The sequence below is a fragment of the Pseudoteredinibacter isoporae genome, from assembly GCF_011602085.1.
GTDB lineage: Bacteria > Pseudomonadota > Gammaproteobacteria > Pseudomonadales > Cellvibrionaceae > Pseudoteredinibacter > Pseudoteredinibacter isoporae.
The window spans coordinates 443,797-458,209 of the sequence record NZ_JAAONY010000002.1; the positions used below are offsets into that span (position 1 = coordinate 443,797).

The following is a 14,413-nucleotide window of genomic DNA, read 5'->3' on the forward strand; positions in this document are numbered from 1 at the left end:
AGCTCAAGTCTGCCAGCGGTCTTCCCGGCGCACTTTGTTTTCAAAAACTGAAGAAAAGGCTCGCATTCGCGCTTTCAACAAACGCTGCTTACCCTCTTTGGTTCGGGTATAGATCAATTCGGTGGGTGATACATAGCGACGCCAGGATTCAGAGAACAGCTGCGCAAGCTCTTTCTTAACAGCAAATCGAACAGGGACCGCATGAAAGTCATCGCGAGCCTGGCCATGGAGCTCACCTTCCCTGACCAACATATAACGAGGGTTATCTATCGGTCCCAGAATTTCAGCCATACAATCCGCAAACAAAGATGACTCATAGAATGTGCCGCCGGACAAAGAAACAACCACGGTGCCGTCAAAATTCTCCACCGTATTTACGGTCATTAGTTCTCGTTCGGTTTTGATCATTCCTGATTCACACAATGCATCGGCCAGTGCATAGCCGATTTGTTTCAACGAACCGTCAACGGGAAGGTGTTTTAAAAAGGTTTTAATAATCGCGATTGTTTGGGGTAGTTTATAAATCACTGTTCCAATGCATACCATACCGATAACCATGAGTACAAAGTCCAACCCCTGGTTTCGGGAATTGTATATCGACATAGCAATGACCCCACCCAGAAGCTTGGTCATTTCAATCAATAAGGCCTTATAAGTTTCTTTAACATGGTAAAACCGTATATCTGGCAAGCTGGGTGTAAACACTGAGGGTAAGACACGCGCATTGGAATCAAGTGTTAAAGCCTTTTTCCATCGTCCGGCCAAACTCTCTCGATTACCGTAGTTTTCTCTCATTCTAGTATTGATAGTTGTTACATAATCGTATTCTCTATCCCTTTTGAGCATCTCCCAATGTTCATCTATATTTAAACGTTCGAATCCACTTTCAATGGTCGCCCCCTGCTCTGACAAACCCACAAAAGTATTGAAACGCTTCCTCAGTTCTCCGTAATCCCTCATTCCTGAAGGCGATTTGCTATCAATTGCCAGAAGATGCCAAATACTGCTGACTTTATGCTCGATATTTTTATCCAGGCGAATTGCCCGCCCACGCATCTGATTGGTCAGCATAAAAGAACCCACCACACTGGCGAGAATCAGGGAGTTCACACAGGGTGCATCCCAGCCTTCCCCTAATAACGAACGCGTGCCCACCAAGACCCGAATCTCTCCGGCAGTTAACAGGGCCGTAAAGGCCGTGGTGAGCTGGTTCAAAGGCCCTGATAGTTGAACGTATCCTTCCAGATACGTCAGTGGCGTAATCTTGAATTTCTCAGCGGTGACATATTGTAAAAAAGCTTCCAGTCGGGATTCGTGCAAAATAGACAATCGCCCACTGAGCATGCCTATTTGTTCAGGTACGGCCGAACCCTTACATAAGGCCTGATACACCGGCCAGCAACCCAGATTAACCTCACCAGCGTCGACCGTACTCTTCAGAGCTTCATCACGAATGTAGTCAGTGAGTATCACCTGTCGTAAAAACTCTCCGCGATGCTTATTTTCCAGAAGATGAATATCCAGACAGGCCTTGATCTTGGAGACACTCAAAGAAATCGAACGATCCAAGCGACGGGAGCGAACCAAAGACAACTCTCGCTTATGCAACAGCTCTGTGGAACGCAACAGGCGTTTAAGCTCGGCAACATAATCCGTCGCTTCCTTTTCCAGCTTAAAGCTGTCGGTAAAAATAATGGCCTCGACCAAACGCTGCCATTGCTGCCGCCCCAGTTCAGGGATCTCTTCGTGCCCCAGATCCAATGCCCGACATAAAGATACTGGCAGCTTATCCTCGATCGCTTTTAGATAACTAAGAATCGCAACCGCTAGCTCAGGGTTCTTAAATAGATCATCCGCATTGGCAAGCATGTTTTCAGAATCTTCGACATCCTCAGCCTCTACACTTTGAGTCTCTGCACCTTCAACCTCGGCACTGTCCACCTTTACATCATCAATCTTTACCCAGGGATGCTGGCGCACTATCGTTCGAAAGCGCTCATCATCAAATAGAGACTGGCACAGCTTGGATACACGCTCATCGTACTCAAGCACCCTCTCTGACTCTTTACTGTCCAGTGAAACCGTCCAGATATAATCCTGATGGGCACACAGCGTTTCTGCCTTTACCAACTCAGGTACCGAGATTTCCTCATCAATCGGCCCGCACAATTCCTGATAACGCTGCCATTCCAGATTCTCGGAATCGTAAGGCGGCGTCGCCGTCAGCGCCACGAGAACCATATTGGGAATCTTATTGCACACTGCATCGATCGCCCGCCACCACTCCGCACGCAAATGGTGAGCCTCGTCTAGAATCAACAGCTGCACATCATGCTGCATCAGCAAGGCAACAAAGGAATCCAACTCATCGGCTTCCAGACCGGCATCCTCATCAATAGGAGCCTCCTCTATCGATTCATCGGCTGCCCCATTCGCAATATCCACCTCCGATTCGACTTTTTGATCCTTCCCTGGCAACTTACTGTGCAAAGCCTGGTAAGTAATCGAGGTTAAAGGTTGAATATTGCGAATATCATTACTGGCCCAATCAGGCAGATTATCCAGACTCAGATCTGCCTCTTCAGGCACAAAGTCCTTAAGCCGAAGCAACCACTGATCCCGAATCACCCGCGTCGGCGACAAGACCAGCGCCCGCCGCTCCAAGCGCCGGAACACTTCCAAACCCAAGGTCGTCTTCCCCGCCCCCGGTGCGGCCACAATATGCAGACGACTATCGTCCAGATGATCATCAATAGCCGACAAAACCCGCTGCTGGTAAGGGCGCCAAGAATAGGAAAACGAAAGACTGTGGAAAGGCAAAATCTGTCCTTAGTGATAGCTTGTTGTGATATCTAGGGGCTTAGGATACTGAAACTAAATGCCTCGAAGTAATTTATCAAGGCCAAGGTAAAAATTCTATCATCCCCACCTTAATCGATATACTGATCAACGATTTTAAAATTCTGGCCTGCCTCATCAAATTCAATTAATACTGTGCTTTCAGCAAAAGGGAAGTTATTAACTTCAATACGTCTCTCGACGCCCGTTATAAAAGCTTGCCGCCCCAATATATCCAAAGGTGTAAATGATTCAAAAACCACATATTCATAAGTAGCGCTACCTTTCGCCATTAATATCCGATGCAAGCCGTTCGGCAAATTTCCAGAATATTCAAGAACGCTCAACCCCGATACCGAGCTATGAACATCCATAGCTTTTCTAACATCTTCACGCGAAGATTTCGAAACAGCAAGGGGCTTACCATTTAAAATAAATTCATAAATGCCGGAAAGCGACCAACCTCGTATGGTTGAAACTCCAGCTAATGGAAAAGATGCACTCGGGTACTCAAATTTATTATACGGTACGCCGTTGATTGGATCCCGTTCTACGATATAAAAGGGAGGCTGATTGGGATAGTGTATCTTTGAAGATCGAGTAGATTTTCCATCCAAGAATTGGTCGACTATAGAGAAAACCTGTTCAGATTGGTTGAAACGTAGAACCACATCAGAGCCGGGGAATGGAAAATCATACACTCGTAAACTACGTTCGACCCCTTTTATATAGCTCAATTTTCCATTTCTATCCTCAGGGGTAAAAGCATTGAAAGGTATTCTTGACACCAAAAATCCAGCGTTATTTACGTATTCCGCAACGTTTTCACCGTTTTTTATGTTCCCGGAGTAAAATAGCTGGCTCCCACCCAATACCACATTTTCTGGAACACTTTCACCAAACGCATCAAGTATATCCTTTCGGCTTGTGCTAGAATTCAAATTATAAGGAACGCCATTTATATAAACACTGCCATTATTGCTTAACTTCGGAAATAAATCGTTTAGTTCAGGCATATACATCCAGCCCCTTAGGTTAGCCAATCCTGATAATGTATTATTTGGACTAGGAACCTCCAGTGCAGCTTTAGGAATACCATTTTCTTTCCCTAACTCTACATGACAAAAATCATTATCGCCGCAAATTCTTGTCGAAATTTTTACCTCACAGCCATTTAAGCTGCCATCCTTCAAAATATATTTATACCCATTAAGCACCCCACCACAACCGGAAACTCGATCGATAATATTTCCCTTCATTGGAAAAATATAAACAACACCTGGATTTCCACCCATTCTTGGAATTGGAATGTAGGTAGCATTGCCCTCTAGGGAAACGTCGTATACGTTTTGGTCCGGAAATTGAGTGCGCCCTTCAGGTCTTTCACCACCTGGGAGAGTAATGCCACCATGCATAAATGTTGAATAGAAGTTCCCTCCTCGCCTAAGTCTTAAGTTTTCGGCAAAGTCACCAGTTATTGCATTCTGCTCGACTACATATGAGATAGGGGATAACCTACCCTCGACCACACTCACGGGGGGTAAGCGACCAGATAAAAAATTATCGCTCGCCTCAAACGAGGCCAATTTTTTCATCTTATTTAAAGAGTGCGGAATTTTTCCTGAAAGATAGTTATTCCCAAGGTGGGCCAAGAAAAGAGACTTCATTCCTGAAATTTCAGAAGGTATTTGGCCATACAATTTATTCTTCCCCAACACCAAAACTCTAACTTTATTCAGGTTTGAAATACTCTTGGGAATTGTTCCAATCAAATTGTTATCACCAAGATCTATCCAGGTAATATCGGCTTTAGCCTTCCTTGGATCCCTGAAAATCATCACCCCGTGCCATGTACTGACATCAGGGCTCCCCCACCCCTCATTTTTGTCCCATTGGTCTCCATTGGTGCCGTTATAGAGCTCAACCAATGCTTCACATTGTTCAACAAAAACATTTATATTCTGCTGATAGCAAACTTTAATTTTATCTAGATCAGCATACGCCGACGAAGTAAAAGCCAAAAGCATCCATATATAACTAAATTTCATTCCCTTTCTCTTATTTATTTACTGTTTTCAATACAAAAGATTATACCAAGATAACGCACTATCGAGTGCTAAATTTTAGACGCTAAAGATGTTATCACCCACACTTTGTGACTTTGTAATCGATTATATTAAGCTTTCGTAATGGAGATAATCTTTGAAGTATTGTCAACTTAACTTACATGCTAAACATCATCCCATGAATACCTGCAAACGTTTCCGATACCCTAAGTCCATTATCATCCACGCCATCTGTTTATATCGCCGAATTTCGCCTGCCACAGAGTGATCAATAATCATTTTCGACAACAAACACATCTGCTAAAAGCAAAATACTACCCTGAGCTAAGAAACAGAGCATTTTCACAGTGGCAACAGGTTACCGGTGCCGAGCCCGGCATGGTTTGCACCAGCAGGTTGTCATTGGCATCGTACTGGAACTGGGTTTGCTGGTTGAGGGCATCGCTAACACGCACCAAACGGTTTAGGGCATCGTAATCACGATTTTGCACGGCACCCAATGGGCGGGTCATCTAAGACACACCCTATAGGGGTGTGCTATAGTGTGTACATCTCCACACACACAGTGATCGCACCATGTCCACAACCATGACCGTCCGTCTTGATGACGAACTTAAAGACCAGCTGGAACAGCTCGCCCAGGTGACGCACCGATCCAAGTCCTTCCTGGCCGCTGAAGCCATTCGCGACTTTATCGATCTGAACCAATGGCAATTGCAAGAGATCAGCGAAGCCCTCAAAGAGGCTGATAACGGCGATTTCGCCAGTGACAAAAGCGTCAAAAAGACCTTGGCTAAGTGGGGCGTGAGTGCAGGTTAAATGGCTCAACAAAGCCCTAAAAAACCTGGATGATAAGGCCGAGTATATTGCACAGGAGAACCCTGCGGCGGCTCAGCAAGTTGTGCAGCGTATTGTCAATGCCATTAGCTTATTGCCGGATAACCCAGCTCTGGGACACCCCGGACGCATACATGGGACAAGAGAGCTGATCGTACCTGACACCCGCTATATCGTGCCCTACCGCGTTCGCCCTCGCTTGGAACGCATTGAGATTCTCAGAGTATTTCACACCACAAAGCGACCGCCTAAACGCTGGTGATGATCGAGGCTGCAACCGCCAGTAACCCAGTGCAATTCCCCAGTATCACCACACTCTTCGCTTTCCGCTTCCAGCTCGACCAGCAACGACTCTGAGCCAGCACCCTTACCCAGCTGAGCCACTGGGTGCGTGGCCTGGTGGATTTCCTTTAGCTTATGGATGCTCACATGGGTATAGCGCTGGGCAGTATCGAGACAGGCATGACCCAATAGCTCTTGGATAAACCGCACACCCGCACCGTTCTTGATGTCTTTTCGGATGGATGCGCAGCTAAGAGATGAGTTTAACGCCTGCTGCGTTTGCACCAGCAGATTGTCGTTGGCATCGTACTGGAACTGGGTTTGCTGGTTGAGGGCATCGCTAACACGCACCAAACGGTTTAGGGCATCGTAATCACGATTTTGCACGGCACCCGCACAAATTAACCATTTAGTTGTATAGACAACAACTATGCAAAGCACTTAGGCTCAGAAAGGATATTTGAATAGAGCTGGTACGAGACTTAAGAACACTCTCGCATTTGTATAGATCAAAACAACCTGTGACTACCTATAAGTCCAACACGGAGCAATAACAATGGATGTCGCCCTATGTTTACTGGATGGCGAACGCTATGATATCGCCAATTTCTGCAAGCTACCCCCTGTACGTCTCGGTCAGCTACGTCGCGCACTCATTTGCGAAGAGTGCCAAGGTAAAGGTTACTACACGAAACAATCCAGGGATGGCAAAGCGGCCTATTTTGGCGCTTACCATGAAGACAGTTGCCCAATTAAACTTAAAAAAGGTATAACAGCCCCAAAGCTTGATCCACACACGGTAGAAGAAGTTAACGGTATTATCACCAACAACGACATCATAGACGTTAACTTTTCGGCCTATACCAGCCAGCAGCTCACACCACCAAGCAGCAACAGCACACACGCCAATACAGGTTCGCCAACTCATTCCAGACAACACACCAGGCAAGCATCCCAGATCAGAAACACAAACAAAGGGCTACGCTCACTCCTCAGGATGCTAATGCATTCGGATACGTTCGCTCATTCCGATATAACCATTAATATGGGTGGGCAATATCACTACAAGGCCAAAAACTTGTTTGTCAATTTCGATGATATCTATGAAGAGTTGGCAAACAAAAAGAAAATGCGTGGCTATTGGGGCGTCATCAGTAATGCAGATGAAGAGATCAATTGGCTTAACACCGCAAACGAACAAGATGTCAGCATCCCCGTATCCGGTCTTAAAGATTATCTAACGGAGGTTTTTGGCATCAGCGATGCTGAAGACCTAAGCGGTGCAACAGTATTGGTGTTCGGGTGGCTTAAAGTTTCAAAGTCGAAACACAAAAAGTGGTATATCAATGTCCATAACAATGACCCCGCTTACCTCTTTGTAAAACTTAAAAAAGAGTAGCGCTAATGATGCTTTACTGAGTGCTCCAGGGTTTCTTCTGGAGCAGTTTTGTCACTATTTTTATAAGTAACCAGAAACTTCAGCATTTAGACCCAGCTTAAGCAATCCGATGTTGGCGATGTTGGGCCGGTCAACTTGGGTTTCCTGCTATCTTTAGCTGCATCGGGGCGACACCCCAAGATACTAATATACGCATATTTCCAATATGCGTTTTTCAATATATCCAAGGAAAGAATCAGAGTATTTTCTAAACTCACCCTCCTCGTAGGCATGTATATAAACTGGACTCTCATTTTCACTGTTAACAGTAGAGAGATCTAAGTAAAACTCTTCGTCATTAGAAATTGCAAACATTAACCTTGAGCTCAAAAGACAAGGCAAACCATCAGCTTTATTCTGTTTATCAAGCTCGAGGATATCGGGTTTACCTATTTCTTCATCATCTAACCCATAAATAATATCTGATCTTATTTGGCCGCCTCCATACCTTTGCAACCACCACCGATAAGATGGGGGGAAATTGACCCCCAAACTTCTCTCCGCCTGTTCAATACAGCTAAGAGAAGCCCCTGAACCATCATAATCCGCAAACTCCACTTTATACCGTTTTACCAATTCTTGAACTTTGTCATAACTAGTCACAGTTTAGCTCTCTATCATAACAATATTGCTGAAATTTCCCATCAAAAAACCCGACAGCAGGAACGGCAAATGCGACGTTTCAAATCAGTTGGCCAAGCCCAAAGGTTCCTCGCCTGCCACGGAGTGATCAATAATCATTTTCGACAACAAAGACATCTGCTAAAAGCAAAATACTACCCTGAGCTTAGAAACAGAGCATTTTCACAGTGGCAACAGGTACCTGTGCCTCGAACATGGAAACTGCCTAATAATTGGTCAACCTTGTTCTTCTTTATCGAGTTGAAAAGTTAAGTTGACAATGCCAATGGGCGGGTCATCTGACGCTGGTTACCGAATATATCGTAGCGATAGCCGGTGGTTTCACCTTCCGGATTCTGGCTTCTGACTACCCGGCCCATCCGCAAAATAGTTGTTGTACCTTGAAAATGGAAGCAGCCTAATAATTAGGCTGCAGGGTGTAATTTGGCTGAGTTTAGACTTTAAGTTGACAGTGCCTCTTTAGAAGCCTTTCGCACTCAGAAAACCCTTTTTTAAATCGCAACCCCTTTAAATTGTACTTTTCCAATTCTCTTTTAGTAGCATCGTTTACAACTATCAACCAATGTTTTTTTCTTCCTGTGCCAAAACAAAGATCCGTACGATAAAATTCTATCGTAGATTCACTTATAGGCTCTTTAAGAATTACAGGCGTAGCACCTACAACAGACTCATATTCCCCACATTCTTCACACTTGTTTACAAATCTTGTTTTCCGAGTAATAGAATCAAATTCTACGACACTTTCTACACTCAATGCATACAAACTATCTTTTTGGTTGATGCTATGAAAGCTCAGGCCTCCCAACCCCAATTCTAAACACACTTGCTTGAATTTTTCACTAACAACCAGCACACCCTCATATGAATAAGAGATATCAAATCCTTTAATCTTGGGCTCAAAGTCATGACAATATGCGCCAACTGAGCAATCGAGCACAGTGCCACATACTGGACAAAGTTCTATATTTGAACCCGATTTGAAAGATTTTCCATCATTTAACTCAGATGCAATTGAAAAAATATTTGTCATTCTAAATCCGGATGTTGTTTGAAAAAATCATCTGCCGTGTCTTTAAACTCGGCTCCCGGCCCTTTGTAAAAATCACATAAAGCACCTAAACACTCATCTCTAGTGAAGTTTTCTTGGATATCGAAGCCGATGCTATTTGAGGAAGGTCTCATATTACTTCCGAAACCATCAGTCTTGTTCTCTAGGAATCTATTCATTTCTTTGTTTCGATTGAACGATTCCACCAATGGTCCGCCTAAATAGCTCCTTATTTGTCGAGTTTGTAATTTAAGTTGACAGTGCCGTTATCACTCTATATTTGTGAGATTTAGACTGTAATTGCTAAAATTTTTTATAAAAACTGCGCCACTTTAAATCAAGATGACGCATTACTCTCCTAGTTCGACTAGCATTCTCTAAGCACCTATCTAGTTGAAAATCCTTTCTACTTTTCTGCTTTTTTAAAAGTGCCATAGATACAAATTCCACATCATACTGATCTAAAAAATTTATCGCATCAACCACCTTCCATTGATTTCCGCTATCATCACTCAAAACTTCTTCTAGGTGTTTTTTGACCAGAGGTGCAAACTCCAACCAATTATAATCCAAAATATGTGAATACAATTTTTTCAGCTCAAAGGGATTTCGATTTGACTTCTCAATAATATCAGATAAAGGTTGAAAAATTTTTTTTCTCGCACCATCCCCCAAAATTTCAGACACCTCAACCTGATTAATCCAATAACAAATGAAAGCTTCCAAGACCTTTTCGTAAACAGTGCTATATCCCCTCAACCGATGGGAACTCTTGTCTAGCTCTAACAAACCTTCACCGCTGCTACACTCCTTAGCAAGCCGATCAAAGGCACTTTCATTGCCCCAAGACACCAGCAAACACAAGGCATACACTTTTATTTCTGGCGTACTTCCTAACTCAACCAAATCCAAAAGATCAGCCACCCTATTGACAGGTATCTCATCTTTTGGCAAAAGCAACATTTCATAGAAGCCAATAAATTCACCGTCTTCCGATTTGTTAATAAGATCTAACTCTTTCATTTTCATCTAGATTTTGGATTCGAAATATATTCAGATGGCACACAAGGACTAATTAAACACTCACCATCACGCATAGAGTTCTCCAAGGCACCCTGTGCTCGCCTTCTGGCCAACTATCGCTCTGCACTAAGGGACTTGGGCTGCAAAGTGCAACATTCCACCGCACAATATCATAACAATATTGCTGAGATTTCCCATCAAAAAACCTGACAGCAGGAACGGCAAATGCGGCGTTTCAAATAAGTTGGCCAAGCCCAAAGATTCCTCGCCTGCCACGGAGTGATCAATAATCATTTTCAACAACAAAGGCACCTGCTAAAAAGCGAAATACTACCGTGAGCTTAGAAACAAAGTATTTTTACAGTGGCAACAGGTTACCTGTGCCTCGAACATGGAAACTACTTAATAATTGGTCAACTTTGCTCTTCTTTATCGAGTTGAAAAGTTAAGTTGACAATGTCCTTGAAAATGGAAGCAGCCTAATAATTAGGCTGCAGGGTGTATTTGGGCTGAGTTTAGAGTTTAGAGTTTAGAGTTTAGAGTTTAGAGTTTAGAGTTTAGAGTTTAGAGTTTAGAGTTTAGAGTTTAGAGTTTAGAGTTTAGAGTTTAGAGTTTAGAGTTTAGAGTTTAGAGTTTAAGTTGACAGTGTCTTTATTTCTACGCTTTCACCAAAAATGCTTAATGCGGGAAGATCACTCCACGCAGAAATAAACGAGTACTCAGTAATCTCGTTCTCATCAGCCTCAACGATAGAACAAACCTTCCGTACCTTTTCTGATTCAGTTGATACTTTAATATGGCATAAATCAACCCTTTCAGGGGAATAAGCCTCAACTCCAACTACACCTTTAAAAACAAGAATATGAGTTGCTTCTTGCCAATCCTTTAGAACAACTTTTGCTACATCTGATTGAACAGTAAATTCAGTAATCTGCCCATCCGATACATTTAATTCAGAAATTATCATAATCAAGACCCTGAGAATTTTTAACCTGATAAAAAAACCAGTACCACTTCCTGGGGTTTAACTTCGGCCTCTGGTGATGACCGTCTGGCTTCTTCGCGATGTTTTGTTGACTTGCCATCATTAATCACACGGACGGAATCTTGCTTAGCATCAGGTGAACATTTGCCATATTTACCTGGGCTGATTTCGAAAATTGACGAGTAACTATGAAGATCAATGTAGTAAAGCGGATTACTATAGGCACATCTTGAAGAATCAAACTAAGCAGGTGATCAATAATTTAAACGGCTAAAGCCAAGAGCTTCGCCACTTAAACTTCTAAAGACTAATTGTATTTATCCATATCAGTCCTATCAACTTCTACTATTTCTAAGTCCCCTTGCTTAGAATCAATGTCGTAAGGCACACTCAAGTCAAAAGCATCTAAAGCATCCAAAAATCCCTGCGGAGGGCAATATCCATGTTCAGTAATATAGTGTAATAATAAAGTTGGGAATGAATAAAACTCGCCACTTTTAAGAGATGGAATACAAATTTCATTCACACCTGCTTTCATAGTACTATTGCCTTTGTAGAGGCCTAACCCCGAAGGATTGTACTCTATTGATGCCTGACTAAAAGGGCAACTGTATGGGCTACCTCGAACATGCATACAGTGAACATTAATTGATTTTTCCTTTTCATAATTACCCGTTTTTATATCCTCATCGTTTTTTAAGTCAAGGAAAGTAATTTCGCGAAGCTTCTGAATCAGATCCTCTCTTACAATACCTTTAGAGTATTCTGACTCAACACCAAGCCAACCTATATTTTTTACGGAAGGGAATACATCAACAATTTCCTCTCCATCCCCATCTCGATAACAAGACAAATCTCTATAGAACATTCACTAACGTCTCTTGGTAACAATTTCAGTACATGTAGCCAATGTGCAAACACCTGCATCAGGCTTTAATATTTCACTAAGCGGAGTTCTATAATTAACAGTCGTAGAATTCCTAAAAATATTTGTCTGAGAATCTGGAGCAAAAATCGCGTAATTGATCTGGATATACTCATTACCAAACGCAGAAACAAGTATGCTGCCACTAGGTTCTTTAAAAAACTGTTTAAAACCCAGACTCAAACAACCCGAAAAATAACAACCGACAGACTGGCCAGCTATCGCTCTGCACTAAGAGACCTGGGCTGCACAGTGCAACATTCCACCGCACAATATCATAACAATATTGCTGAAATTTCCCATCAAAAAAACCGACAGCAGGAACGGCAAATGCGGTGTTTTAAATCAGTTGGCCAAGCCCAATGGTTCCTCACCTGCCACGGAGTGATCAATAATCATTTTCGACAACAAAGACACCCGCTAAAAGCAAAATACTACCGTGAGCTTAGAAACAGAGCATTTTCACAGTGGCAACAGGTTACCTGTGCCTCGAACATGGAAGCTGCTTAATAATTGGTCAGCCCTGTTCTTCTTTATCGAGCTGAAAAGTTAAGTTGACAACGCCCGCTGAAGACCTAAGCGGTGCAACAGTATTGGTTTTCGGGTGGCTTAAAGTTTCAAAGTCCAAACACAAGAAATGGTACATCAATGTCCACAACAACGATCCAGCCTACCTATTTGTTAAACTCAAAGAATAAGATCAATGCGACTGGATCATTGGAGCCGATTTTCTGATTCTTTTCACCTTTTATTTACCTCATTCGAGCTGAAGGGTTCCTATAATCGAGAGAAATGCCATCAATTGACCTTTTGAATAACTTTCAATTTTCAAGTCGCCACCTAAAAAGGGATATGGCTCAGGAATATAAACTTCGCCCTCCTCTAAAATGCCAACTACCCCCTCTAATTTATCAACCTTTTCTTCACACAACACATCTTCTCTAATGATTTCATGTTCGAGGCAATCATTCGCAAAAGATTGCCTACCAAAGAACTGCATTTCATTTAGCTCAGGCGGCATGACATACAACAAGGCCAATTGATCATTCGAACTATCCATCAAAAACAGATCGCCAAAAAGACTATGCCCTAAAATGAGATCGAACCTACCTGCTTGGGCAGGCCACAAATCTAATTCTGTTATTGGTTTAGGCTCATTAAAAACAACGCAATATTTATTCTTCATAACTATTTCAGAAGTAACACCCCTAAATCACATTAGCATTGTCAACTTAACCTACATGCTAAACTTCACCTCATGAATACCTACAAACGTTTCCGATACCCTAAGACCATTATCACCCACGCCATATGGTTATATCACCGATTTACTTTAAGTTTTCGCGATATTGAGGAAATCCTAGCCATTCGAGGCGTAACGGTTTCCTACGAAACCATCCGACAATGGTGCTTGAAATTTGCACCCTATTTCGCCAAAACTCTAAAGAAGAAACATGGGACACATGGAAATCACTGGTTTCTTGACGAAGTTTTTATCAAAATCAATGGGAAACCGCATTACTTATGGCGTGCTGTTAAATCAGATGGCAGTGAGCTGGATATACTCATTACCAAACGCAGAAACAAGTATGCTGCCACTAGGTTCTTTAAAAAACTCTTTAAAACTCAGACTCAAACAACCAAAAAAAACAACCGACAGACTGGCCAGCTATCGCTCTGCACTAAGAGACTTGGGCTGCACAGTGCAACATTCCATCGCACAATATCATAACAATATCGCTGAAATTTCCCATCAAAAAACTCGACAGCAGGAACGGCAAATGCGGCGTTTCAAATCAGTTGGCCAAGCCCAAAGGTTCCTCACCTGCCACGGAGTGATCAATAATCATTTTCGACAACAAAGACACCTGCTAAAAGCAAAGTACTACCGAGAGCTTAGAAACAGAGCATTTTCACAGTGGCAACAGGTTACCTGTGCCTCGAACATGGAAACTGCTCAATAGTTGGCCAGCTTCGTTTTTCTTTATCGAATTGAAAAGTTAAGTTGACGGTGCCCAGCAGTACAACATCAACTAAAAAATAATGTTAATAATCTAACTCTTACTTCTTCCACATCACTCTCAACAACTTCAACACTACCTTTATTCAAAATAAACTTCGTAAATACATGCCCCAATATGAAAGAGCAAAGCTCATCCTTTGTTATCAAACCAGTAGAAAAAGACCTCTCAAGATCTTTTTCAGTACATTTTTTTTCTATAAACTCCTTCACTTCAATTGGATCAGGAGGTGCGGCAATATATAGTGATATGTAAGCAATCAAGACCTCGACTATTTCATCGCTGAAAGTTAAAACAAACATTTCATC

Annotated in this window: 19 protein-coding genes; 7 read left to right on the top strand and 12 right to left on the bottom strand. The window is 42.6% G+C overall.

The features are described 5' to 3' along the window. Positions 1-3: 3 nt before the first annotated feature. From G8768_RS10510 to G8768_RS10520, 3 genes are all read right to left on the bottom strand, one after another. Positions 4-2,820: a DEAD/DEAH box helicase family protein gene (locus tag G8768_RS10510; RefSeq protein WP_166844874.1), complete on the bottom strand. Its 2,817-nt coding sequence runs from the start codon at positions 2,818-2,820 to the stop codon at positions 4-6. Positions 2,821-2,930: 110 nt separating this feature from the next. After that, the gene (locus G8768_RS10515; protein WP_166844877.1) at positions 2,931-4,886 is read right to left on the bottom strand and encodes a hypothetical protein; all 1,956 of its coding nucleotides are present in this window, start codon (positions 4,884-4,886) and stop codon (positions 2,931-2,933) included. 332 nt (positions 4,887-5,218) lie between these two features. Continuing rightward, positions 5,219-5,416, bottom strand: a complete 198-nt coding sequence (locus G8768_RS10520; RefSeq protein ID WP_167202761.1) for an RHS repeat domain-containing protein — start codon at positions 5,414-5,416, stop codon at positions 5,219-5,221. A 64-nt stretch (positions 5,417-5,480) separates the two neighbouring features. Here G8768_RS10520 and G8768_RS10525 point away from each other — a divergent pair, with 64 nt between their 5' ends. Then, positions 5,481-5,723 (top strand): CopG family ribbon-helix-helix protein, encoded by a 243-nt coding sequence (locus tag G8768_RS10525; protein WP_166843613.1) that lies wholly within the window; start codon positions 5,481-5,483, stop codon positions 5,721-5,723. Beyond that, positions 5,713-6,003: a type II toxin-antitoxin system mRNA interferase toxin, RelE/StbE family gene (locus G8768_RS10530; protein ID WP_166843614.1), complete on the top strand. Its 291-nt coding sequence runs from the start codon at positions 5,713-5,715 to the stop codon at positions 6,001-6,003. The genes G8768_RS10525 and G8768_RS10530 overlap by 11 nt, the downstream gene beginning before the upstream one ends. On the opposite strand, the gene G8768_RS10535 is transcribed toward G8768_RS10530, so the two are convergent. Continuing rightward, positions 5,970-6,410: an RHS repeat domain-containing protein gene (locus G8768_RS10535; RefSeq protein ID WP_166843615.1), complete on the bottom strand. Its 441-nt coding sequence runs from the start codon at positions 6,408-6,410 to the stop codon at positions 5,970-5,972. The two genes, G8768_RS10530 and G8768_RS10535, sit on opposite strands and share 34 nt — an antisense overlap. A gap of 169 nt (positions 6,411-6,579) precedes the next feature. Here G8768_RS10535 and G8768_RS10540 point away from each other — a divergent pair, with 169 nt between their 5' ends. Then, a complete protein-coding gene (locus G8768_RS10540; RefSeq protein WP_166843616.1) occupies positions 6,580-7,422 on the top strand; it encodes a hypothetical protein in 843 nt (280 codons plus the stop codon). A 183-nt stretch (positions 7,423-7,605) separates the two neighbouring features. On the opposite strand, the gene G8768_RS10545 is transcribed toward G8768_RS10540, so the two are convergent. After that, on the bottom strand, positions 7,606-8,064 hold the full coding sequence (locus tag G8768_RS10545; RefSeq protein ID WP_166843617.1) for an SMI1/KNR4 family protein: 459 nt from the start codon (positions 8,062-8,064) through the stop codon (positions 7,606-7,608). Between G8768_RS10545 and G8768_RS21355 the strand changes: the two genes are divergently transcribed. Then, the gene (locus G8768_RS21355) at positions 8,041-8,355 is read left to right on the top strand and encodes a DDE-type integrase/transposase/recombinase (RefSeq protein WP_371315431.1); all 315 of its coding nucleotides are present in this window, start codon (positions 8,041-8,043) and stop codon (positions 8,353-8,355) included. The two genes, G8768_RS10545 and G8768_RS21355, sit on opposite strands and share 24 nt — an antisense overlap. Before the next feature lie 181 nt (positions 8,356-8,536). Here G8768_RS21355 and G8768_RS10555 read toward each other — a convergent pair whose 3' ends face one another. From G8768_RS10555 to G8768_RS10575, 5 genes are all read right to left on the bottom strand, one after another. Continuing rightward, on the bottom strand, positions 8,537-9,133 hold the full coding sequence (locus tag G8768_RS10555; RefSeq protein WP_166843619.1) for a hypothetical protein: 597 nt from the start codon (positions 9,131-9,133) through the stop codon (positions 8,537-8,539). Positions 9,134-9,454: 321 nt separating this feature from the next. Beyond that, the gene (locus tag G8768_RS10560) at positions 9,455-10,174 is read right to left on the bottom strand and encodes a hypothetical protein (RefSeq protein ID WP_166843620.1); all 720 of its coding nucleotides are present in this window, start codon (positions 10,172-10,174) and stop codon (positions 9,455-9,457) included. Between the two features lie 126 nt (positions 10,175-10,300). Further along, positions 10,301-10,477, bottom strand: coding sequence for a hypothetical protein (locus G8768_RS10565; protein ID WP_166843621.1), 177 nt, complete (start codon positions 10,475-10,477; stop codon positions 10,301-10,303). 331 nt (positions 10,478-10,808) lie between these two features. Then, on the bottom strand, positions 10,809-11,141 hold the full coding sequence (locus tag G8768_RS10570; RefSeq protein WP_166843622.1) for a hypothetical protein: 333 nt from the start codon (positions 11,139-11,141) through the stop codon (positions 10,809-10,811). Positions 11,142-11,466: 325 nt separating this feature from the next. Beyond that, entirely contained in the window at positions 11,467-12,027 is a 561-nt protein-coding gene (locus G8768_RS10575; protein ID WP_166843623.1) for a DUF7919 family protein, read from the bottom strand. 171 nt (positions 12,028-12,198) lie between these two features. On the opposite strand from G8768_RS10575, the gene G8768_RS21360 reads away from it, so the two are divergent. Next, the gene (locus G8768_RS21360) at positions 12,199-12,594 is read left to right on the top strand and encodes a DDE-type integrase/transposase/recombinase (RefSeq protein WP_371315432.1); all 396 of its coding nucleotides are present in this window, start codon (positions 12,199-12,201) and stop codon (positions 12,592-12,594) included. Positions 12,595-12,841: 247 nt separating this feature from the next. On the opposite strand, the gene G8768_RS10585 is transcribed toward G8768_RS21360, so the two are convergent. After that, the gene (locus G8768_RS10585; protein ID WP_166843624.1) at positions 12,842-13,270 is read right to left on the bottom strand and encodes a T6SS immunity protein Tdi1 domain-containing protein; all 429 of its coding nucleotides are present in this window, start codon (positions 13,268-13,270) and stop codon (positions 12,842-12,844) included. A 72-nt stretch (positions 13,271-13,342) separates the two neighbouring features. On the opposite strand from G8768_RS10585, the gene G8768_RS10590 reads away from it, so the two are divergent. Together G8768_RS10590 and G8768_RS21150 are read left to right on the top strand one after the other, a co-directional pair. Next, a complete protein-coding gene (locus G8768_RS10590) occupies positions 13,343-13,816 on the top strand; it encodes an IS6 family transposase (RefSeq protein ID WP_279545615.1) in 474 nt (157 codons plus the stop codon). Beyond that, positions 13,776-14,048: a DDE-type integrase/transposase/recombinase gene (locus G8768_RS21150; protein ID WP_279545617.1), complete on the top strand. Its 273-nt coding sequence runs from the start codon at positions 13,776-13,778 to the stop codon at positions 14,046-14,048. Before G8768_RS10590 ends, G8768_RS21150 begins: the two co-directional genes overlap by 41 nt. Before the next feature lie 65 nt (positions 14,049-14,113). Here the strand turns inward: G8768_RS21150 and G8768_RS10595 are convergent, their stop codons facing one another. Beyond that, positions 14,114-14,407 carry a hypothetical protein gene (locus tag G8768_RS10595; protein WP_166843625.1) on the bottom strand — a complete coding sequence of 98 codons (294 nt, stop codon included), beginning with the start codon at positions 14,405-14,407 and terminating at the stop codon, positions 14,114-14,116. Positions 14,408-14,413 lie beyond the last annotated feature (6 nt).